Genomic DNA, 20,524 nt, shown 5'->3' with positions numbered 1-20,524 from the left:
ATGAACACCGAGCGAACCGAACTCGAAGCGCGCGCCGCCCGGCACGCCGCCCTCAGCGACCCCGCGCGCCTGCGGATCACCGACCTGCTCACCCTCGGAGACCTCGCGCCGCGGGAGCTGCAGGACCGTCTTGGGATGCCCTCGAACCTCGTCGCGCACCACCTCGCCGTCCTCGAGCGCGAAGGCATGATCCTCCGTCGCCGCTCGGAGGCGGACCGGCGCCGCAGCTACGTCCATCTGATCCCCGGGGCGTTCGACCAGCTCGGGCCCTCGACCACCGCCGCAGCGCGGCGAGTGCTGTTCGTGTGCACCGCGAACTCCGCCCGCTCCAAGCTCGCCGCGCAGCTCTGGGCGCAGCGCAGCCCCATCCCCGTCGCCTCCGCCGGCACCCACCCGGCCGCCGCGGTGGCCGCCGGAGCGATTGCGACCGCCGAACGCCACGGCCTCCCGCTACCCGAAGGAGCCCCGCAGCAGCTCGCGGACGTCGCCGCCGACACAGACCTCGTGATCACCGTCTGCGACGCCGCGCACGAGGAACTCGGCTCGGACGCGCTGCACTGGTCGATCCCCGACCCGGTACCTGCCGGCACGGATGCCGCGTTCGATGCGGCCTACGACGAGCTCGCCGCGCGCGTCGACGCTCTCGCGGCGAGGGTCACGGCCGCCTGATCAGACGCGGGTGAGCATCCCGGCGAGGGAGTCGAGCGCGCCGGGGACGAGGGAGAAGTACGCCCACGTGCCGCGCTTCTCGCGGGCCAGGATCCCGGCGTCCACGAGGATCTTCAAGTGGTGCGACACGGTCGGCTGACTCAGCCCGACCGGCTCCGTGAAGTCGCACACGCACACCTCGCCCGAGCTGCTCGACGCCACGATCGACACCAGGCGGAGCCTCGCCGGATCCGCCATCGCCTTCAACGCTCGCGCCAGCAGCTCCGCGCCCTCGGCGCTCAGCGGCTCGCGCGCGAGCGGCGCGCAGCACGCGGCCGCCGCCGCGGTGAGAGTCAGCTCGGTCGTCGCCATGCCTCCACCCTCCCACACATTGACAGCCATCGATATGCCGGGGCAGACTCGATCCATCGATGACCGTCGATGTTGAGGAGTGCACCTGATGACCCTGCTGCTGACCGTCCCGCCCCGCACCGACGAGCGCCGCCTCACCGGCCTGCCCGTCGCCGTCATCGGCGCCGGCCCCGTGGGTCTCGCCGCCGCCGCGCAGCTGCTCGAGCGCGGCCTCGACGTCATCGTCTACGAGGCGGGTGAGAGCGCAGGTGCCGCTGTGCAGCAGTGGGGTCACACTCGCTTGTTCTCCCCGTGGGAGTTCCTGGTCGACGCGGCCGCCGGGCGCCTGCTCGACGCCGCCGGCTGGGAGGCCCCCGCAGCGAAGAAGCTGCCCACCGGGCACGAGTTCGTCCGCGACTACCTCGCTCCTCTCGCCGCGACCCCGGAGCTCGCCCCGGTCATCCGCTACCGCTCCCGTGTCACCGCCGTCTCTCGTGAGGGCATGGATCGCACCCGCTCCACCGGCCGCGCTGCGACCCCGTTCCTGCTGCGCCTGGACACTCCGGAGGGCGCCGTCGACGTCACCGCGCGCGCGGTCATCGACACCTCCGGCACCTACTCCACGCCCAACGCGCTCGCCTCCGCGGGCCTTGACCCAATCGGTGTCCTTGATGTCGCGGAGCACCTCAGCCACGCACTGCCGGACGTGCTCGGTGCGGACCGTGCCCGGTTCGCCGGGAAAAGCGTCCTCGTCGTCGGCGCCGGCCACTCCGCCGCGAACACCCTGATCAAGCTCGCTCGACTCGCCCGCGAGGAACCGGAGACGAGGATCACGTGGGCGATCCGCGGCACGAGCCCGGTGCGCGTCTTCGGCTCCGGCGACGACGAGCTCGAGGAGCGCGGCAAGCTCGGCGGCACCGTCCACCAGCTCGTCCGCGACGGCGCGATCACCCTCCTGGACCGCTTCGAAATCGACCGCCTCGAGAAGACCCCCTCCGGCGGCGTCACGGTGATGGGGCGCCGCCGGAAGGAGCGCGAGAGCGTGGAAGTCGATGTCGTGGTGCAGGCCACCGGGTTCCGGCCCGACCTCGACATGCTGCGCGAGATCCGCGTCTCCCTGGACGAGATCGTGGAAGCACCCCGCGCCCTCGCCTCGCTCATCGACCCGAACCTGCACTCCTGCGGCACCGTCGACCCCCACGGCGTCGCGGAACTCGCCCACCCCGAGCCGAACTTCTTCATCGCCGGGATGAAGTCGTACGGCCGTGCGCCGACCTTCCTGCTCGCCACCGGCTACGAGCAGGTCCGCTCCATCGCGGACGAACTCGCCGGCGATCACGCCGCCGCCCGGCGCGTCCAGCTCGTGCTCCCCGAAACCGGCGTCTGCTCCACCGACATCGGATCCGCCGGAGGGAGCTGCTGCTCATGACCGCGATCCGGCCGATGACCCCCGGAGACTGGGCGGCGGTCGAGACGATCTACCGCGAGGGGATCGCGACCGGGCACGCCACCTTCGAGGCCGAACCGCCCACGCGGGAGGCGTTCGACGCGGGGAAGCTCGACGTCGGGCGCCTGGTCGCCGTCGACGGAGAACAGATCCTCGGCTGGGCCGCGTTGTCGAAGGTCTCGGCCCGCCCCGTCTACCGGGGCGTGGTCGAGCACTCCGTCTACATCGCCGCCGCTGCACGTGGCCGCGGCGTCGGATCGAGGCTGCTGGCCGCGCTCATCGCCGCGGCGGACGACGCGGACCTGTGGACGATCCAGTCGAGCATCTTCCCCGAGAACACCGCCAGTCTCGCCCTCCACGACCGCGCTGGATTCCGGCGTGTGGGCATCCGGGAGCGCATCGCGCAGATGACGTACGGGCCGGAGGCTGGCCGCTGGCGCGACACGATCCTCATCGAGCGGCGGCGCCCGTGACGCCGTGACTCGTCCAGGATCCGCGTGTATCGTGATCGTCACAACGGGCCGGTTCCCGGAACGTTGCCAGCCGAAGACCCCGCCTAGCGGGGTCTTCGTTTTTAAGGCGTCCAGATCCGGTCGTGCGACGTCGACGCGTCGATCAGAGCGCCCAGGCGCGTCATCGTCGCCGCGGACTTCGGGTGCGTCTCCGTCACCGTCTGCCGACGCCGGTGCAGGTAGATCGCGAGGTCGGCCGCCTGCACCCCGGCGGCGTTCCTCGAGGACGCGAACTGGATCGGGGAGGAAATCAGGTTAAGGCGGCTCGTCAGGTAGCCCGGCGTGCCCAGTGACCGGTAGCTCTCGAACTGCCGCCGGTGCTCCTCCTGCGTCGCGATCTCGTCGGCGACGACGATCACCTCCTCGGTATCGAAGGAGAAGACGTCACGGCGGTACTCGTTCACCCGCTCGAGCAGGTGCTGCAGCACGATCTTGTGCGGCTGCTCCGGGTACCGGTACCGGGCGTTCAGGCGCTTCACGTCCACGCCCCGGAACAGGTAGCGGACTTCTGCCTCCTGCGCGATGCGCAGCGCGGCCGCGTAGATGCCCGCCGCCTCACGATGCTTCCCGCGCAGAGGAGCCCACTCGCCGGCGCCGCCCATCAGCTCGTGCCCGTGAAACTCGACATCCGCCGGCACCCCGTGATCCGCGGCGATCTGCTCCCGGAGAGCGGCGTAGCCGTGCTCGAGCTGCTCCCACTTCTCCTGTGTCGTCACGGCAGCGCCGATGAAGTAGAAGTCCTGTGTGTAGGACTCGTCCAGGTACGCGATCAGCACCCCGTCATCATGTCAGCGACCCCCGCCACCACTGGCGGCAGAACAGCCCGGACGGGCCGCTCCGGACAGCTCAAAGGCGCGAGCATGTCGCAGGAACACACATGCTCGGGGTGCATGGAGAGCACCCGATCGATCGGCTGTCACCGCTTGCGCGCGTCGGCGTCGAGGGTCTGCTGGAGAAGTCGGAGAGCCTTAGGTCCTACCCCATGGAGGGTCGCGAGGTGGTCCAGGCCCACCCGCCGCAGGTCGTCCGCATCGTGCACGCCCGCTTCCTCGAGCGCGCGGGAGGCCGGGGCGCCGATGGCGGGTAGCTGTCGAGACGGTTCCATAAGTCCGACCCTACGAACCGAACTGCTGCCCCGATAGCCGATGTCATCGCTCACCTCGGCACGCCTGCGCCAGGCTGCGGCGCTACTGCGGTCGTGTTCGTTCGCCTCATCCCACGGATCGCAGCGGATCGAACTGCCGTGAAGCCGTCGAAGGACAAGCGGGAACGCTTAGCCAGGGCGCCGGTATCCCGCTGCGTCGAGGACCGCCGGCGTCATTCAGGGCGGGTTGCGCACTTGAACGTCAGGAGCGGACGAGCCGCGCGATGGCGTCGGAGGCTTCTTGCAGCTTGATCTTCGCTTCGTCGCCGCCGGCTGCGGCGGCCTCGAGGACGCAGTGGTTCAGGTGGTCGTTCAGGAGACCGAGCGCGACGGACTCGAGGGCGCTGGTCATCGCGGAGATCTGGGTGAGGATCTTGATGCAGTACTGCTCGTCTTCAACCATGTTCTGCAGGCCGCGAGCCTGCCCCTCGATGCGGCGAAGGCGGCGGAGGTACTGGTCCTTGTCGGAGATGTAGCCGTGGGCGCCGGTGATGTCGGTCTGCTCGCTCGTCTGCTCGGTCACGGTGTCCTCATCCCCCGGGTGCTGGTGCAGCTCGTCCGCTGCTGCGCGGGGCGGACGGGTACGGAGGGGGTTTTCAGCCGCTCCGGCTGCTTTCTGCATACTCTAGGGGGGTATGCATGGGCGTCCCTTCTGATGCCCTCGGACGAGTGACGAGCAGTGTCGGAGGTGTGGATCATGAGCGACAGCGTCGTTTCTAAGCTGTCCGCGCCGCTGATGCGCGCGGTGGTCGTGGTGCTGACGTTGGCGGCTCTGCTGCTGGGCGTGTTCGCGATGCACTCGATGATGGGCAGCCATTCCGACGCGTCTGTGTCCGCAGGACACACGCATGCGCAGACCGATGCTCACGCCGACCCGGTAGCTGCGTCGACAGGCGGGATGGCTCTCGTGGCTGGCGCCGATCAGGGCGCGGTCGTGCCGATGGTGCCGTGTGATGACAGTTGCGCGATGGGGTGCGCTCTGATGGCGGCGACGTGCGTCATCGTCTTCTTCCTCGCGTCCCTGATCCTCCTGGCCCGGGTGCCGGCGCTGTTCGCGCGCGTGCTCGACGCGGGTCCGCGTCTTCTGCTGCTCGTTCCGCGCGCGAAGTTCCATGTGTATCTGCCGTCGTTGACGGTGTTGTCGATCAGTCGCACCTGATTCGCCTGTCGTCGCAGCGTCCGCTGCGACCTCATCACCGCGCCCGCAGGGCGCGGTTCCGGCGATTCCTGCTACCGACTGAACGGATACGACACTCATGAACACCAAGCGCACTCTTCTCGCCTCGACTCTCGCTCTGGCGACCGCAATTACTCTGGCCGCCTGCTCGGACAGCTCCGGCACGGGCGGCATGGAGGGGATGGACCACAGCAGCTCCTCCTCGTCCGCGTCCGCGTCGCCGTCTTCGACTGCTGCGGCGGAGGCGGACTTCAACGATCAGGACGTGATGTTCGCGCAGATGATGAAGCCCCACCACGAGCAGGCGGTGGAGATGGCCGACATGATCCTCGCGAAGGACGGCATCAGCACCGACGTCACCGACCTCGCGACCCAGATCAAGGAAGCGCAGGGTCCGGAGATCGCGCAGCTCGAGGAGTGGATCAGCGCGTGGGGCGCTGAGGACTCGATGTCGGGCATGGATCACAGCATGGACGGGATGATGTCCGACGAGGACATGTCCTCGCTGGAGAGCGCGACCGGCGCCGAGGCGGAGACGCTGTTCCTCGAGCAGATGATGATGCACCACGAGGGCGCCGTGGAGATGGCGCAGACCGAGGTCGACGAGGGCCAGAACGCGGACGCCATCGACATGGCGAACACGATCGTGCAGACCCAGACCGAGGAGATCGCAACCATGCAGGATCTCCTCGCGTCCCGCTGACCCGTCTTTCTGACGCCCCTTCCCCCTCCTGGGCAGGCGGAGCGCTGCTGCGTCGCGCCCGTGCGCGCTACCGCCGCGCCCCGGTGGGGGTCGCCGTACCTGGCGATCCCCACCCTCTACTTCTTCGCGCCCTCTGAGGGCGCTCGAACCAGAAACGTCCCCCTATGCACCGCCTTCCTCTTCACCCCCGTCCGCTTCGCTCGGGAGTCGCCCGGTGAGCGCCGCGTCGACGCCGACGAGCGACCCGCGCCGCCGCGACGTGCACCGCACCCGAACCCGCACCCGCGATGCCTCCCCGCGGCAGGCTGCGCTCACGCTCGGACGCCGGGTGACGTACACGGCGCCCTCGCGAGCCGACGCGCAGGCGTTGCAGCACGCCGCCCGCGTCGCGGCCCGCCCGCGCCCGGCCCCGCCGGGCACGGCCACGATGCGGCCGCGCCTGGCTGGGATGTCCGCGATGACTCTCGTCACGATGATCGCGGTGACCTCCTCCATGCCCGCGTTCGCCGTCGACGGCACCCCGACCAAGACCACGACCCTGGCCGTCAGCGAGGCGCAGCCGCAGACGTTCGTCGCGGCCGGCGCGGTGCAGCTCACCGTCACCCGGGACACGTTCGGCGCGGAAGCCAAACCCGAGGTGCTGGTGACCGCCGCCGTCGCCACGGAACTCGTGGACGACGCATCAGAAGAGTCCGCCGCATCCACTGAGGACAGCGAGGTCGCGTCCGCTACCTGGCGGGTGCCGGTCGCGGGGCGCATCTCGAGCACGTTCGGTCCTCGCCCGGATGCCCCGGTCGCGGGCGTGAGCGCGTTCCACAAGGGCACCGACCTCGCCGCCCCCTGCGGAACCCCGGTGGTCGCAGCGACTGGCGGCACGGTCGAGGAAGCCGGCTACGCCGGCAGCTACGGCAACTGGATCCTGCTGGCGAGCAGCGACGGCATCGAGACCGGCTACGCGCACAACAGCGACCTGCTCGTGGACGTGGGTGACACGGTCGCCGCCGGCGACCTGATCGCTCTCGTGGGCTCCACCGGCGCCTCCTCCGGCTGTCACCTGCACTTTGAAACGCGCGTGGACGGGAGCCCCGTGGACCCGGAAGGCTTCATGAGCGATCTGGGTGTCGGCCTTGGCTGAGCATTGCGGGCACCGCTCGCGCCGCACGCGGCGTCTCGCCGTCATCGTCGGCGCCGCCGTGACGGTGGCGCTGCTCACCGGCTGCGTTTCGTCAGGCCGCGTGGAGACGGGCGCGCTCGTGGCCGCGCCGGCAGGGTTGGAGCACGTGCACGGGCTGGGCTGGGATCCGGTGACCGGGCTCACCTACGCGGCTGCGCACTCGGGAGTGTGGGTGATCCCCACCGACACCCTCCCGGACACCTACCCGGCCAGCCCCACCCCGACCGACGACGAAGCGGGCGGAGGGCCGGTCGCCGGCCGGGCGCAGGACACGATGGGGTTCACGATCACCCCGGAGGGAGTGTTCTACGCCTCCGGGCATCCCGACCCCGCCGACAGGTCCGCGCCAGGACCCAACCTGGGTCTGATCCGCAGCATCGATGCGGCCGCGACCTGGGAGCCGGTGTCCCTGAGTGGGGAGACGGATTTCCACGACCTCGCGACCGTCGCTCTCACCGATGCGGCGACCCGCGTGTACGGGTACGACGCGAGCCGCGGCGTCATCCTCCGCAGCGACGACTCCGGCGCCGCATGGACCCCGTCTGCGCAACTGCCGCTGCGCGATCTGACCGTGGACCCCGAGCGTCCCGACCGGGTGTTCGCGACGACCGAGACGGGCTTACAGGTCAGCGAGGACGCCGCGGTCACGTTCCGGCCCGTCTCCGGCGCGCCCGCCCTGTTCCTCGTGGACGGCAGTGCCGGCGGGCAGCTGGTCGGTGTCGACGTCGACGGGACGTTGTGGACGGGAACTCTCGAGGGCTCCTGGCAGAGCCACGGAACCCTCGAGGGGCAGCCGGAGGCGTTCGCGCTCGTCGACGGCGAAGAACAGTGGGTCCTTGCCGCCGACGAGCGCGGAGTGGTCGCCTCCGGCGACTACGGGCGCACCTGGACGGTACTGCGGCCCTCCTCGTGACGGACTGGGCTGGTGTCGCGTTCGCGCGCGGCGCGGGTGCTGGCCTGCGGGGACAGCTCCAGGCGGCGCAGCAGCTGCGCGTTCACGGCGACGACGACCGTGGACGCGGACATCAGCAGAGCCCCGACCGACATCGGCAGCACGAACCCGATCGGCGCGAGCACTCCCGCGGCCAGGGGGACGGAGAGGAGGTTGTAGCCGGCCGCCCACCACAGGTTCTGCTTCATCTTCCGGTAGCTGGCCCGGGACAGCTCGATCACGGACAGCACCGACCGGGGGTCATCGGAGGCCAGGATCACCCCGGCGGATGCGATCGCGACATCGGTGCCTGCGCCGATCGCGATTCCCACGTCGGCCTGCGCGAGAGCGGGAGCGTCGTTGACGCCGTCACCGACCATCGCGACCCGTCGGCCCTCGCGCTGCAACTCGATGACCTTCGCGGCCTTGTCCTCCGGCTTCACGCCGGCGAACACCCGGTCGATGCCGAGCTCCTCGCCCACGGTGCGGGCGACCGCTTCCGCGTCGCCGGTGATCATGACCACCTGCACGCCGATCGCGTGCAGCGCGTCGACAGCCTGCCGGGACTCCTCCCGCACCTCATCCGCGAGCCCGAGAGCCCCGATGACCCGACCGCCGGCGAGGACGTGGAGGATGATCATCCCCTCCGCCTCCCACGCGCGCGTCTGCTCGAGCGCGGCAGCGTCGTGCGCGCGCAGCATCGACGGACCGCCCACGCTCACCGCACGCCCCTCGACCTGCGCCGTGACGCCGACAGCGGTCGACGCCTGGAAACCGGTCGCTGCCGGCACCCGCACGCCGCGGCTGTTCGCGGCTGCCACGATCGCCCGAGCGAGAGGGTGCTCACTGTCCGCCTCGACCGCCGCAGCGACCGCGAGCAGCTGCTCCTCGTTCACCCCGTCGACAGTGTGCACGGCGGCGAGCGTCGGCTCGCCCTTGGTCAGGGTGCCCGTCTTGTCGAACAGGACCGTGGTCACCGTGCGCATGCTCTCCAACGCGAGACGGTCCTTGACGAGGACGCCGCCCTTCGCGGCCCGCTCGGTCGCGATGGACACCACCAGCGGGATCGCGAGTCCCAGCGCGTGCGGGCACGCGATGACCAGAACCGTGATGGTGCGGATCACCGCCTCGTCGGGACTGCCCAGCAGCGACCACACGATCGCGGTGATCACTCCCGCGCCCAACGCGAACCAGAACAACCACCCGGCGGCAACATCAGCGATGCGCTGCGCCCGGGAGGACGAGTTCTGCGCCTCCGTGACCAGGCGCTGGATGCCGGCGAGAGCGGTGTCGTCTCCGACGGCCGTCACCTCCACCCGCAACGCCGTGTCCGTGGCGACCGTGCCGGCCACGACCATCGATCCCGGGCCGCGACTGACCGGGCGGGACTCCCCGGTGATCATCGACTCATCCACGTCCGCGGTGCCCTCCAGCACCCGGCCGTCCGCCGGCACCCGGCCGCCGGGACGCACGACCACGACATCCCCCTGCACCAGGTCCGCGGGAGACACCTTCTCCACCTCACCCTCGCGCACCCGCTCCGCCTCATCCGGCAGCAGCGCCGCGAGAGAGTCCAGCGCCGAGGACGTCTGCGCGAGAGAGCGCATCTCGATCCAGTGCCCGAGCAGCATGATCACGATCAGCAGCGCCAGCTCCCACCAGAAGTCCAGCTCGTGATCCAGCAGCCCCGCGCTCGCACCCCACGACGCGAGGAACGCGACCGTGATCGCCAGAGCGATCAGCAGCATCATCCCCGGCGTCCTCGAGCGCAGCTCCGACACCGCCCCCTGCAGGAAGGGCCGGCCGCCCCAGACGTACATCACCGTCCCGAGCACCGGCGAGATCCAGCCGACCCCCGCAACGTCGGGGAGGGAGTAGCCCAGGATCATCGAGAACATGCCGCTGAACACGACCACCGGCACCGCGAACACCAGCATGATCCAGAACAACCGCCGGAACTGGCCGACATGATCGCCGTGGCCGCCGTGGCCGCCGTGGCCGCCGTGGCCGCCGTGGCCGGCAGCGCCCGCCGTCATGTTGTGGCCTGCGTGAGGATCAGGCGCTCCGCGCATCTGGTGCCCGGCGTGCCCGTCAGGGGCCGTACTCACGTGATGACCTGTCCTTCCCGCGTCGACGTCGCGTGCTTCGACGGTGCGGTGAGCACTCTCGTGCTCGTCATCGTGCAGGTGGTGCTGCGCCATCATGACTCCTTCCGGCCGCTTCCGGCCTGATCCGACGGTATACCCCCCGGGGGTATCAGACAACGGGGTGATCGGGCGGAAGATTCCCGACTTGACCGAAGATGTCGGGGCAGGGGCAACGCACCACATCGATACGGGATGGGTTGGGCGGGTGCCTAGGCTGAGCGCATGAGTGACTCCAACCCGTCTGGCACGCCGTCGCCCGTCCCGGAGCGCCCCCGCTGGGTGAAGGTGTTCATGGTCGTCGTCGTCGTCCTCGCGATCGGCTTCATCGTCGTGCACCTGCTCACCGGCGGCGGGGCGCAGATGATGAATCACTGATGATGCTCGGCCCGCGAGCTCGCCGAGTCGCCCTCACCGTCCACGTCCTGGTGTCCGTGGGCTGGTTCGGCGCGGTGGGCGCGTTCCTCGCGATCGCGCTCGTCGGAGCGACCAGCAGCGACCCCTTCACGGTCCGAAGCGCCTACTTGGCGTTGGACCCGCTGGGGACGTTCGTCATCATCCCGTTCGCCCTCGCCTCCCTCGCCACCGGAATCCTGCAAGGCCTCGGAACGCACTGGGGACTGGTGCGCCACTACTGGGTGGCGATCAAGCTGTGGCTGAGTGTCTTCGCAACCGCAGTCCTCCTGCTGCACACGCGCCTCATCGAGACGATGTCCCTCGCCGCCCGCCACGGGCTCATTCCCTCCACGCTCGAGGGAACCCGCACGCAACTGGTCGTCGCGACCGCCGGCGGCGCCGTCGTTCTCGTGGTTATCACCGCCCTGTCCGTCCTCAAGCCTCGCGGCCGCACCCGGCTCGGGCTGAGAGCAACCCGAACGACCTGACCGGCGTTGAGTTCCGGCGTGTCAGCGCCGAGACAATGAGGAGGCGCGGGGGTGATCGCTGCCCGGGCGCAGCGCTATCCAGAGCCCGCACCGCCGGCACACGTACGCGGCGCCATCGTTGAGTGCGTGAACCTGACGTCGACGGCGGGCCCGTCCGCAGCAGGAACAGGTGACGGAGGAATCAGGGTTCACGGGCAGCGATCGCTTCCACGAGCTGCTCCGTCGTCGGAAGACCCGCCAGCCCGCTCGGCGTGAAGTAGATCCGACAGGCAAGATCCGTGGTCCGCCCGCCCGACGGGAACAGGTCTTCCCCGTCGAGGGTGATCGTCGGGGAACCCGCGAAAGCGACGCCGGCGGCGTCCTCCGGTGTCGCCAGAAGCCGGTAGGTGACGGGGATGTCGGAGTGGCCGGTGGACTTCAGCGCCTGGTCCAGGCGAGGGCCGACGTCCTTCCAGTTCGGGCAGTCGTCGATGTGAAGAACCTCGATCATCATTCTCCGATCATCCTCCCGCCGTGCGCGTCGCACCCGAGGAGAGCACTTCTGAGGTTGAGGGTGTCTGCCCCGGAACATCGATCGTCAGCCCGCTCGTGGCTCGCCTGTCGGCGCCCGCTCTAGTCATCGTCATCGTCGTCTTCTACGAGCTCGCCTTCCCAGGCCTCGCGTCCCTCGTGAATGGCGAAGAGAGCGATGACGAACCCTGCAACCGGGTCAAGCCACGCGGCTCCAGTGAGGGCGTAGAGGACGAGCCCGACGAGGGTGGAGACGCTCAACAGCACGCAGATCCGAGTCTCCGCTGCGTCCGCGAGGATCAGGGGGTCTCCGAGCCTCTTCCCGACACGCGTTTTCACCGCCGCAAGGACCGGCATGACGATGATCGAGAGGATCAGGAGCACGATGCTGACCGGGGAGGACTCGGGAGCGTCACCCGCGATCAGGCTGCGGATGCCCTCGATGCTCACGTAGGCGGCGAGGAGGAAGAACGTCACGGCGACGAACTTCAACGTGCGCCGCTCCTTCGCTTCGTCCGCCTCACCATGCCGCAGCCGCGCCGCCAGGCGCAGCCCTACCAGCACGGCGGCGATCGACTCGATGCCGGAGTCGATGCCGAACCCGATCACGGACACGAGTCCCGCGGCGATACCGGCCGCGATCGCGACGATGCCCTCGATGACGTTGTAGGCGACGGTGAACTGCGCCAGGCGCAGCCCGCGTCGGGTCAGCTGTTCGGTCTCGGCGGGGGTGAGTGCGCTCATTCGGTGGTCCTCTCGGGGCGGGGGTGACGGGTCAGATGGGGAGGACGAATCCGTTGATCAGGTTCTGGAGGCGGTAGATCAACTGGGTCCACAGGCCGCTGACCATGGCGGTGCCGATGAGGATGAGTAGCCCTCCGCCGAGGAGGTTGATGGTGCGGATGTGGCGTTTGAGGAAGCTGGTCGCGGTGGCGGCCCAGGAGAATCCGAGGGCGATCAGCAGGAACGGCAGTCCCAGGCCCAGGCAGTACAGCAGGCCGAGGAACGCGCCGCGGCCGGCGGAGGCGCCGTCCAGGCTCAGCGCGGAGATCGCGGCGAGGGTGGGCCCGAAGCAGGGTGTCCAGCCGAGCCCGAACACGACACCGAGCAGGGGTGCTCCGGCGAGTCCGGTCGCGGGTTTCCAGCGGGGGCGGATGGTGCGTTGCAGGAACCGGACCTGCCCGATGAACACGACGCCCATGAGGATCACGAGCACTCCGAGGATGCGGGTGACGGTGTCCTGCCATTCGAGCAGCCATGTCCCGAGGGCGCCGAACGCGGCGCCGTAGGCGATGAAGACGACGGCGAAACCGGCGATGAACAGGCCCACTCCGGCGACGAGGCGGCGCCGGCTGCCTGTGGCGAGGTCGGGGTTTCCGCCGATGTAGGCGAGGTAGCCGGGGACGAGGGGGAGCACGCACGGGGACGCGAACGAGACGAGGCCGGCGAGGACCGCGATGGGCGCGGCGAGCAGGAGTTGGCCGCTGAACACAGCCTCTCCCCAGTTCACGAGGCCGCCTCCGCGATGGTGTCCGCGATGAGGGTGTCGAGGATGGAGCGGGCGGTGACCCGGCCGAGGATCCGCGCGGCGGGTCGGCCGTCGACGTCGAGCACGAGGGTGGTAGGGACGGCGTTCGCGGCGAACTTCCCAGAGAACGCGAGGGCCACGGCGGCGTCGGTATCGATGATCGAGGGGTAGGTGATGCCGTAGGTGTTCGCGAACGAGGTGGCGGTGTCGGCTTGGTCGCGAACGTTGACACCGAGAAACGCCGCTCCGTTCCCGTCGTACTGCTCGTGCAGCGCTTGCAGGTCGGGTGCTTCGGCGCGGCAGGGGGCGCAGGCGGCGTACCAGAAGTTCACGACGAGCACCTGCCCGCGGTAATCCTCGGAGCTGATCGCGTCGCCCGTTTCGCTCGTTCCGGCGAAGTCGACCGGCTCGCCGCGGCTGCCGACAGGCCATTCGATGACGGTGCCGTCACCGGCGACGTAGTTCTTGTTCGACCCGCCGCGGTACTGCTCCGCGAGGTCGTCCCGCGCGCATCCGCTGGTCCCGATGCCGATCATCGCGAGCGGGGGAAGGGCCAGCAGGGCGCGGCGGCTGAGGGCGCTCACGAGGCGAGAGCGGCGTCGAGAGCGGCCTGGATGTCTTCGAGGCGTTCGAGCTGGATCGCCTCGTCGTTGACGAAGATCGTCGGCGTGCCCTGCACCCCCAGGTCCTTGCCCGCCTCGAAATCAAAGCGCACCCGCTCGAGCGTCGACGGGTCGGCCACATCCGCGTCGTACTGCTCCAGGTCGAGGCCGATCTCCTCCGCGAAGCCGCGGAACACGTCGGCCTTGGAGTCTTGGCTCTCGCCCCAGCTCGCCTGCGTCTGGAACATCCGGTCGTACATCTCCTCGAACCGGTCCTGCCGCGCTGCTGCCTCGACGGCGAGAGCGGCATTCTCGGAGTTGCGATGCGAGGGAATCGGGAAGTAGCGGGTCGCGAAGGTGACCCGGCCTGCGTACTCCTCACGCAGCTGCTCGATGGTCGGGTAGACGGCCGCGCAGACCTCGCACTCGAAGTCGAGGAACTCGACCAGCGTCACCTTCCCGTCCTCCGCCTGATCGAGCATGTGGGTGTTCTGCTCGAGGACGGGCGTCGCGGCGGCGACCTCTTCGCGGGAGGCGGAGAAGGGCCGGAAGATCGCGATCGCGGCGATGACCGCGACGACGAAGACAGCCGCGGCGATGGCGATCAGGTTGACCTTGGTGCTGGTTTTCACGGGTGGTGCTTTCTGTCAGGCCGGTGGTCGGCAGAAACAAGGGGACGGCGCCGTGATCCGGCGAACGGTGAGGCTCAGGGCTGCGCCTCGATCAGGTTTCGCTCGTCTGTGGTTGGGGCGCGTCCGCTCTGCCGAAGACCTGCAGGAGGGCCCAGCCGGCGATGCCGCAGGTGGTGAAGATGTCGGCGACGTTGAAGATCGCGAACCAGTCGACCGCGATGAAGTCGACGACCTCTCCGCCCAGCGGCGTGTCCGCGGCTCGGCTGATGCGGTCCCAGATGTTCCCTGCGCCACCGCCGGCGGCGAGAGCGAGAAGTGCCGGTCCACCCAGCGGAGCCCCGCGGATGGTCCGCACGAACACCCACACCGTGAGGGTCACAAGAATGACGATCAGTCCGACCGCCAGTGCAGGTCCCAGCTCGGAGCCCATCCCGAAGGCGACGCCGGGGTTGAAGATCAACTCGAACCGCGCTCCGAGAGCGAGCTCGATCGTGCGTCCGTCTTCCAGCGCTGTCAGGGCCCAGCTCTTCGTGAGCTGATCAAGACCGAACGCGGCCGCAATCAGCGCAGCGATGAAAGCCACTCGGAGGACGAGCCTGCGCGTGGCGGGCATCAGAACAGCTCGAGGAGTCGAGGCAGAACACCCGACTCGATCAGGATGAACAGACCCAGGCCGATGAATACGGCAGGCACGAGCCAGTGCTCGACCCTCTCCAACAGCTCGGTCACCGTCTTGTTCGTGCCGACGACGCGAGCGATCAGGCACCACACCGCGACGAGGAGGAAGAACACGATGATCGTGACCACCGTGTCCGCGATCGGGCTCGTGCGGAATACGGGCGTGTAGAGGGAGATGTTGTCCGCGCCGTTCGCGATCGTGATCCCCGCAACGCCCAGCAGCCCGACCGCACTGATCGAACTCTCGTCATCGTCGTCGTCATCATCGCCCCTGCTGCGCAGGGTGCGGATGAGCCCGTACAGACCGATCGCCAGCGGGATCAGGCCCAAAAGCCCCACCCACTCATCCGGGATGATCGTCAACCCGGCGGCGGCAACGACGCTGATCGCGACGAGAGTCGCGAAGCCGAGGTACTGCCCCGCCACAACCTTCCAGCCCGGCAGCGAGCCACGGGCGGACGCGAGGAACAGCACCGTCAGAACCACGATGTCATCGATGTTCGTCGCAGCGAACAGTCCGATTGCCGCCGCGATAGTGCCGATCACGGCGCCACTTCCACGCCCCGACGGACCTCCGATGCGGCAGCGTCCACGTCACGTGCGCTCCGTGCTTCCGCCCCGAACGTGCCGCACAGATCCGCTTGGAACCCCGTCGCCTCCAAAAGTGCCTCAGCGGACTCGAGAAGATCGATCAGCTCCGGACGGGCCAACGAGTAGAACACCTGCCGTCCCTCTGCACGCCCCACGACCAGGCCGCACTCGCGCAGGCAGCTCATGTGCTCAGAAGCCGTCGACTGCGCCACGCCCAGCTCCGCCACTAGATCACTGACCCGAGCCTCACCGTGCTGAAGTCGCCGCACGATCTGGAGACGCTTCGGGTCGGCCAAAGAGTGAAAGAGGGAGACGGCGGCAGAGGTGCCCCGCACGTGATCAATCGGCATGCACCGATGTTATCGACAGAAATCGATTTGAGCGACCACTGCCGAGGTGTTCGCGAACGATCGTTCACGAGACGGCCGGGCAGCGCACCGCCGCGATCGGCGCGTCGTGTTCCACAACTCGTGTCCGAGACCTATGACCCGTGACCTACGTTCGCAGTACAGTCAGCTCATGGCTGCGATCGGATACGCGCGCGTCTCGACCAGAGACCAGAACCCTGACGCTCAGACCGACGCGCTCACGGCCGCCGGCTGCGAGAAGGTCTTCGTGGAGCACGCCTCCGGAGTGCTCGCGAAGCGTCCCGCGCTCGAGGACGCTCTCGACTACCTCCGCGAGGGCGACTCCCTCGTCGTGACCAAGCTCGACCGCCTCGGACGGTCCGTGCGGAACCTGAAAGAGGTGGCCGACGGCCTCCAACAGCGCGGCGTCGGACTGAAGGCTCTCTCCCAGGGCATCGACACCACCACTCCGGGCGGGCGGCTGTTCTTTCACATGCTCGCCGCGATCGCCGAGTTCGAGCACGACCTCATCGTGGAGCGCACCCACGACGGCCTCGCCGCCGCTCGAGCCCGCGGTCGCAAGGGCGGCGGACGCTTCAAGATGACGCCCACGAAGGCGAAGCAGGCGCGCGCGATGTACGAAGAGAAGACGTACACGGTCCAGCAGATCGCCGAGACCTTCGGCGTCTCCCGCGGCACCATCTACCGCCACCTCACCGAAGACCACTGAGAGCCGCCGCGACGAGCGTCGCGGTTCACGGACACGAGCGGACGCCGACCTCCGTCGGCGGCGGTGCTGAGCGCTGCGCGCATTTTGCCTGGAAGCCTTCGGCAGCGTACGGGCCTGCGGCGTCCACGCAAGCCGCTGCGCGGCCGGCTCCTCCGACGTTCTCGGCACGCGGTCGCTGCGCTCCCTCACATCGCGCCGACAACATCTCCTCCTCCGCCCTCCGGGTTGCGCTCCCGCCTCCGACCCTGCTCGGCACTACGTGCCTTCCAGGCAAAAAAACGCTGGGAGAGAAGGAAGAACAGACGAGCAAGACCACCCCCGCTGGCTTGACAAATCTGATTGAGAATCACGGCAAAAAAACGTGGGGGAGAGGCGAAGAGAGGACAGACCATGAGCGCCACCACCACCACCACCACCACGATGCAGACGCCGACCCTTCCCGAGGCGCTGGCCGAGTTCGTGTCCGTGTTCTCGCACGGGGAGCTGGCCGAAGAGCTGGCCCCGCGGCTGACCTGCGGTGAGGTCGACGCGCTGGCTGGACTCCTGCGAGCATTCGGACGAGACGAGGCCGCGGACCTGTGGATCAGGGAGCACGCGACCGACGACGACGAGGGCGACGCCCACCACCCGGAAGGAGAGTGAGACTCATGGCGCTGACCGTCTACTCGAAGCCGTCGTGCGTGCAGTGCACCATGACCTACCGGGTGCTCGAGAAGAAGGGCATCGAATACACCGTCGTGGACATCACGACCAATCCCGCAGCGCTCGCCTACGTCACGGAGGAGCTGGGCTACTCCGCCGCCCCCGTGGTCGTCGCGAGCGACCAGGACCACTGGTCGGGCTTCCGCCCTGACCTCATCGAAAAGCACGCGGCATGACCGGACCGGACGCCTCGAGCGACGAGTACCGGGCCGGGTATCTCGCTGGGCAGGCCGATCGGCAGGGAGAAATCGACGCGCTCGACTTCCTGGCCGACCGGCTCTACCGTGCCGCCTACGGCGACGAGCGACGCCTTCCGGCCTACGTCTCGACGCGCGCCGAGCTCGAACAGCGCAGAGCGCTGTCCGAGCCGCCGGTCGAGGTCACCCGGCGCGACGCTCTGGCGTCCTGGGGCATCGAGCCGGCCCCCATCGACACCCCTGCGGCTGACGCCGCGGGGGAGATCCCGTCGACGTCGACGGGACGAACGAACCGCACGAGCAGGAGACGACAGATGAGCACCAGGACCATCACCGGCAACCTCGCCGCCGACCCCGAGGCGGTACAGGCGGGTCGCCTGCAGATCGTGAAGCTACGCGTCATCGAGAACACCGGAGAGTTCCGCGGGGGAGAGTGGACCGCGCACGAGGCGCCGACGACGCACTTCGTGGAAGCGAAGTTCGAGCTTGGCGAGCACGTGCTCGCATCCCTCCACAAGGGTGACGGCGTGATCGTCGTCGGCTACGAGCGCACCGTCGCCTGGGGTGAAGGAGAGAGCCGCCGCACCGGCCGTGTCCTCGAAGCTGACGCCGTCGGTCCCAACCTCACCCGCGCGACCGCCGTCGTCACCACGACCGCGAACCGCCGCGCCGCGGCGACCGCGGCGGAGTAGACCGCCCGCTCAGTTCTCAATGCGAAGCACGTAGAGGATGACGTGATCTTCCGGGATCGCGGCGCGCACTTCCGCGATCGCCGCGGCGCTCGTCGCCGCGCTGCTGCGCACCACCGTTGATGCCGATTCCGCGCGCGTCCGGTGTGCCAGCTCCCACATGCCTCCATCGTCCCAGTGGCTGATACAGACTAACTCATTTACTCATTAGCTCAAATGAGTGAATGACGCCATGAGTATTTGATCAGCGGGACCTGCGCGGGGGAGTGGCAGGTGAGCCGGCGGCGCCGGCTCGTGAGGGGCGGCCCCTCACGCTCCCCAGCGTCCCGTTCCGGGGCGCGAGCTGCACTCGCGCAGCGGCGACGGAGCGCCGCAGGTCGGAGGCCACTGCGCGGCCCATTCCACCCGTTTTCTTCACCTCTCCGCGGTCTCAACCTATTTCGCTCCGGCGGCTGCGTGCCACCGATCCCGGACGCGCCCTACGGGCTTATTTCGCCCGGAATCGGCGTCACTCCGCCGCCTTCACTCAAACGGTTCTTCCCGCCGGAGAGGCAAAGAAAAACGATCAGCCAGAGGGAGACACACCATGAGCCAGCAGCGCGGCACCCGTACCGAAGTCATCACCACGACCACCCACAGCCCCGGCGTGGAGGGCATCAGCCGGACCGCGCGTCAGGTGGTCATCGTCGGCGCCGGTGGCCGCGACCCCGTGACCGAGCAGACCCCGGCCGTGCACCTGGTCACCCGCGAGGGCCGCGCGGGGCTTCCTGGGGTGACGCTGCAGCACTTCGAGCCGGTCGACCCGGTGCCGGCGGATCGCGTCGGCTACATGGCCTCCGGCGCCTACGTCGTCGTTCCGGTCGCGGTCGCGCGGGCGCTGGACCTGTTCCCGGCCGCGTATGCGCTGCACGACCGCAGCGAGACCCCCGCCGACTACTCCACCAACGACTGACCCCCCCCGACGCGAGAAGGAGACAGAGCATGCTCACCATCACCCACACCCCCGAAGCCGGAACGATCATCGAGGGCACCAGCCGCGGCGACGGCACCGCCGAGATCCTCAAGGCGTCCGGCTGGCGCTGGGGCCGCTCCATCGGCGCCTGGTACGTCCCGCAGTCCCGGGACCGCCTGCCGAAGTGGTGGACCATCAACCGCGCGGCGACGGCCCTGCGCGATGCCGGACACGAGGTCACCATCGAGGCGGAAGAGACGTTCCGCCCGACCGCCGAGGCCGAGGCGGCGACCCTCGAGCGCCAGGCCGCCCGCGTCGACGCACTCGACGCGAAGGCCGACCGCCGCGCCGTCGACGCCGACACCGCCGACGCGGCCGCGCGCCGCGCGTTCGACCGGCTCCCGGAGGGTGGCGAGCCGATCAAGATCGGCCACCACTCCGAGACTCGGCACCGCAACGCGATCGAGAAGGCCCACAACGCGATGGGCCGCAGCGTCGAGGCCGACCGCGAGGCGACCCGCGCCCGAGCCCGCGCGGACGTCGCCGCCCACACCACCGAACACCGTTACGCGCCGGGGATGGTCGCCCGCCGGATCGACCGGCTCGACACCGACATTCGCGGCTACACGCGGAAGATCGAGGGCAGCTCGCACAACTTCGGCGGCGGCTACGTCGAGACGACCGCCCCCGCGACTGGCGCTTACCGGGAGCGGCTGCTCACCCAGCGGGCGCAGCTCGAGGACCAGCGCGACTACTGGTCGGACGTCCGCGAGGCGCAGGCCGCCGCCGGACAAGTCACGATCCACAGCCGCGACACGATCGCCAAGGGCGACGCGATCAAGCACAAGTTCGGGTGGAGCCTCGTCACCCGCGTGAACCCCAAGACCGTGACCGTCGCCCTGGACTGGAACGCCGGAACGCGCGCCTACTCCGTCGCCTACGCCGACGTGCAGGGACACCGCACCGCCGCGGAACTCGACGCGGCCCGCGAGGCAGTCGCGCAGACGGCCGCGGCGAGCTGAGGGGGCGAGGGCCGGCCTTCGGGCCGGCCCGTGAGGGGCGACCCCCTCACACTCCCCGGCCTCCCCGTTCCGGGGGCACGAGCTCCGCCCGCGCAGCGGCGACGGAGCACCGCCAAAAGGAAGCCGCTACGCGGCCCGATTACCCGTTTTCTTCACCTCTCCGCGGTCTCAACCTATTTCGCTCCACCGGCTCCGTGCCACCCATTCCGGACGCGGTCGCTACGCTCCC

The 20,524-nt window shown here is 69.3% G+C and carries 27 protein-coding genes; 14 read left to right on the top strand and 13 right to left on the bottom strand.

The window, feature by feature from the left end:
- On the top strand, positions 1–669 hold the full coding sequence (locus EDF45_RS18780) for a helix-turn-helix domain-containing protein (protein WP_055794490.1): 669 nt from the start codon (positions 1–3) through the stop codon (positions 667–669).
- On the opposite strand, the gene EDF45_RS18775 is transcribed toward EDF45_RS18780, so the two are convergent.
- Positions 670–1,020: a helix-turn-helix transcriptional regulator gene (locus EDF45_RS18775; protein WP_055794488.1), complete on the bottom strand. Its 351-nt coding sequence runs from the start codon at positions 1,018–1,020 to the stop codon at positions 670–672.
- Between the two features lie 88 nt (positions 1,021–1,108).
- On the opposite strand from EDF45_RS18775, the gene EDF45_RS18770 reads away from it, so the two are divergent.
- Both EDF45_RS18770 and EDF45_RS18765 read left to right on the top strand, forming a co-directional pair.
- Positions 1,109–2,428, top strand: coding sequence for an FAD-dependent oxidoreductase (locus EDF45_RS18770; RefSeq protein ID WP_055794485.1), 1,320 nt, complete (start codon positions 1,109–1,111; stop codon positions 2,426–2,428).
- Positions 2,425–2,919 (top strand): GNAT family N-acetyltransferase, encoded by a 495-nt coding sequence (locus EDF45_RS18765; RefSeq protein WP_055794483.1) that lies wholly within the window; start codon positions 2,425–2,427, stop codon positions 2,917–2,919. The genes EDF45_RS18770 and EDF45_RS18765 overlap by 4 nt, the downstream gene beginning before the upstream one ends.
- A 101-nt stretch (positions 2,920–3,020) precedes the next feature.
- Here the strand turns inward: EDF45_RS18765 and EDF45_RS18760 are convergent, their stop codons facing one another.
- On the bottom strand, positions 3,021–3,734 hold the full coding sequence (locus tag EDF45_RS18760; RefSeq protein WP_055794482.1) for a DUF3800 domain-containing protein: 714 nt from the start codon (positions 3,732–3,734) through the stop codon (positions 3,021–3,023).
- A gap of 570 nt (positions 3,735–4,304) precedes the next feature.
- Positions 4,305–4,625 (bottom strand): metal-sensitive transcriptional regulator, encoded by a 321-nt coding sequence (locus tag EDF45_RS18750; RefSeq protein ID WP_055794478.1) that lies wholly within the window; start codon positions 4,623–4,625, stop codon positions 4,305–4,307.
- 174 nt (positions 4,626–4,799) lie between these two features.
- Between EDF45_RS18750 and EDF45_RS18745 the strand changes: the two genes are divergently transcribed.
- The 4 genes from EDF45_RS18745 to EDF45_RS18730 all read left to right on the top strand — a co-directional run bounded on the left by EDF45_RS18745 (position 4,800) and on the right by EDF45_RS18730 (position 8,069).
- On the top strand, positions 4,800–5,261 hold the full coding sequence (locus EDF45_RS18745; protein ID WP_146078443.1) for a hypothetical protein: 462 nt from the start codon (positions 4,800–4,802) through the stop codon (positions 5,259–5,261).
- 97 nt (positions 5,262–5,358) lie between these two features.
- Complete coding sequence (locus EDF45_RS18740) at positions 5,359–5,982, top strand: DUF305 domain-containing protein (protein ID WP_055794475.1); 624 nt, start codon at positions 5,359–5,361, stop codon at positions 5,980–5,982.
- Between the two features lie 457 nt (positions 5,983–6,439).
- A complete protein-coding gene (locus EDF45_RS18735) occupies positions 6,440–7,117 on the top strand; it encodes a M23 family metallopeptidase (protein WP_146083184.1) in 678 nt (225 codons plus the stop codon).
- The gene (locus EDF45_RS18730) at positions 7,110–8,069 is read left to right on the top strand and encodes a F510_1955 family glycosylhydrolase (protein WP_146078441.1); all 960 of its coding nucleotides are present in this window, start codon (positions 7,110–7,112) and stop codon (positions 8,067–8,069) included. Before EDF45_RS18735 ends, EDF45_RS18730 begins: the two co-directional genes overlap by 8 nt.
- Here the strand turns inward: EDF45_RS18730 and EDF45_RS18725 are convergent.
- Positions 8,030–10,291 carry a heavy metal translocating P-type ATPase gene (locus EDF45_RS18725; RefSeq protein ID WP_104266539.1) on the bottom strand — a complete coding sequence of 754 codons (2,262 nt, stop codon included), beginning with the start codon at positions 10,289–10,291 and terminating at the stop codon, positions 8,030–8,032. The genes EDF45_RS18730 and EDF45_RS18725 overlap by 40 nt on opposite strands.
- Positions 10,292–10,608: 317 nt before the next feature.
- On the opposite strand from EDF45_RS18725, the gene EDF45_RS18720 reads away from it, so the two are divergent.
- Complete coding sequence (locus EDF45_RS18720) at positions 10,609–11,115, top strand: DUF2269 domain-containing protein (RefSeq protein ID WP_219812359.1); 507 nt, start codon at positions 10,609–10,611, stop codon at positions 11,113–11,115.
- Positions 11,116–11,296: 181 nt separating this feature from the next.
- Here EDF45_RS18720 and EDF45_RS18715 read toward each other — a convergent pair whose 3' ends face one another.
- The 8 genes from EDF45_RS18715 to EDF45_RS18680 form a co-directional block, all read right to left on the bottom strand.
- On the bottom strand, positions 11,297–11,608 hold the full coding sequence (locus tag EDF45_RS18715) for a hypothetical protein (RefSeq protein WP_055794463.1): 312 nt from the start codon (positions 11,606–11,608) through the stop codon (positions 11,297–11,299).
- A 119-nt stretch (positions 11,609–11,727) separates the two neighbouring features.
- Positions 11,728–12,369 carry a cation diffusion facilitator family transporter gene (locus EDF45_RS18710; RefSeq protein WP_055794460.1) on the bottom strand — a complete coding sequence of 214 codons (642 nt, stop codon included), beginning with the start codon at positions 12,367–12,369 and terminating at the stop codon, positions 11,728–11,730.
- Between the two features lie 31 nt (positions 12,370–12,400).
- Positions 12,401–13,117: a cytochrome c biogenesis CcdA family protein gene (locus EDF45_RS18705; protein WP_374952936.1), complete on the bottom strand. Its 717-nt coding sequence runs from the start codon at positions 13,115–13,117 to the stop codon at positions 12,401–12,403.
- A gap of 14 nt (positions 13,118–13,131) precedes the next feature.
- On the bottom strand, positions 13,132–13,737 hold the full coding sequence (locus tag EDF45_RS18700) for a TlpA disulfide reductase family protein (protein ID WP_104233615.1): 606 nt from the start codon (positions 13,735–13,737) through the stop codon (positions 13,132–13,134).
- A complete protein-coding gene (locus tag EDF45_RS18695; RefSeq protein ID WP_082481720.1) occupies positions 13,734–14,387 on the bottom strand; it encodes a thioredoxin domain-containing protein in 654 nt (217 codons plus the stop codon). The genes EDF45_RS18700 and EDF45_RS18695 overlap by 4 nt, the downstream gene beginning before the upstream one ends.
- Positions 14,388–14,478: 91 nt before the next feature.
- The gene (locus EDF45_RS18690; RefSeq protein ID WP_055794457.1) at positions 14,479–15,000 is read right to left on the bottom strand and encodes a signal peptidase II; all 522 of its coding nucleotides are present in this window, start codon (positions 14,998–15,000) and stop codon (positions 14,479–14,481) included.
- Positions 15,000–15,611, bottom strand: a complete 612-nt coding sequence (locus EDF45_RS18685) for a cadmium resistance transporter (protein ID WP_055794455.1) — start codon at positions 15,609–15,611, stop codon at positions 15,000–15,002. The genes EDF45_RS18690 and EDF45_RS18685 overlap by 1 nt, the downstream gene beginning before the upstream one ends.
- The gene (locus tag EDF45_RS18680) at positions 15,608–16,006 is read right to left on the bottom strand and encodes a helix-turn-helix transcriptional regulator (RefSeq protein ID WP_055794452.1); all 399 of its coding nucleotides are present in this window, start codon (positions 16,004–16,006) and stop codon (positions 15,608–15,610) included. The genes EDF45_RS18685 and EDF45_RS18680 overlap by 4 nt, the downstream gene beginning before the upstream one ends.
- Positions 16,007–16,175: 169 nt before the next feature.
- On the opposite strand from EDF45_RS18680, the gene EDF45_RS18675 reads away from it, so the two are divergent.
- The 4 genes from EDF45_RS18675 to EDF45_RS18660 all read left to right on the top strand — a co-directional run bounded on the left by EDF45_RS18675 (position 16,176) and on the right by EDF45_RS18660 (position 18,324).
- Positions 16,176–16,733 (top strand): recombinase family protein, encoded by a 558-nt coding sequence (locus tag EDF45_RS18675; protein ID WP_055794451.1) that lies wholly within the window; start codon positions 16,176–16,178, stop codon positions 16,731–16,733.
- Between the two features lie 390 nt (positions 16,734–17,123).
- Positions 17,124–17,375: a hypothetical protein gene (locus tag EDF45_RS18670; protein WP_221181161.1), complete on the top strand. Its 252-nt coding sequence runs from the start codon at positions 17,124–17,126 to the stop codon at positions 17,373–17,375.
- Positions 17,376–17,380: 5 nt separating this feature from the next.
- Positions 17,381–17,611 (top strand): glutaredoxin-like protein NrdH, encoded by a 231-nt coding sequence (gene nrdH, locus EDF45_RS18665; RefSeq protein WP_123737472.1) that lies wholly within the window; start codon positions 17,381–17,383, stop codon positions 17,609–17,611.
- Positions 17,608–18,324, top strand: coding sequence for a single-stranded DNA-binding protein (locus EDF45_RS18660; protein WP_123737473.1), 717 nt, complete (start codon positions 17,608–17,610; stop codon positions 18,322–18,324). Before nrdH ends, EDF45_RS18660 begins: the two co-directional genes overlap by 4 nt.
- A 9-nt stretch (positions 18,325–18,333) precedes the next feature.
- On the opposite strand, the gene EDF45_RS21460 is transcribed toward EDF45_RS18660, so the two are convergent.
- Complete coding sequence (locus EDF45_RS21460; RefSeq protein WP_185020275.1) at positions 18,334–18,483, bottom strand: hypothetical protein; 150 nt, start codon at positions 18,481–18,483, stop codon at positions 18,334–18,336.
- 424 nt (positions 18,484–18,907) lie between these two features.
- Between EDF45_RS21460 and EDF45_RS18655 the strand changes: the two genes are divergently transcribed.
- Both EDF45_RS18655 and EDF45_RS18650 read left to right on the top strand, forming a co-directional pair.
- On the top strand, positions 18,908–19,273 hold the full coding sequence (locus tag EDF45_RS18655; protein WP_123737474.1) for a hypothetical protein: 366 nt from the start codon (positions 18,908–18,910) through the stop codon (positions 19,271–19,273).
- 29 nt (positions 19,274–19,302) lie between these two features.
- Positions 19,303–20,295: a DUF3560 domain-containing protein gene (locus EDF45_RS18650; protein WP_123737475.1), complete on the top strand. Its 993-nt coding sequence runs from the start codon at positions 19,303–19,305 to the stop codon at positions 20,293–20,295.
- Positions 20,296–20,524 lie beyond the last annotated feature (229 nt).

It is taken from the genome of Rathayibacter sp. PhB186, from assembly GCF_003751825.1.
In the GTDB taxonomy this organism is placed as follows: Bacteria; Actinomycetota; Actinomycetes; order Actinomycetales; family Microbacteriaceae; genus Rathayibacter; species Rathayibacter festucae.
Note: the sequence above shows the minus strand (reverse complement) of the source record. Positions and strands in the feature narration are given on the sequence as shown.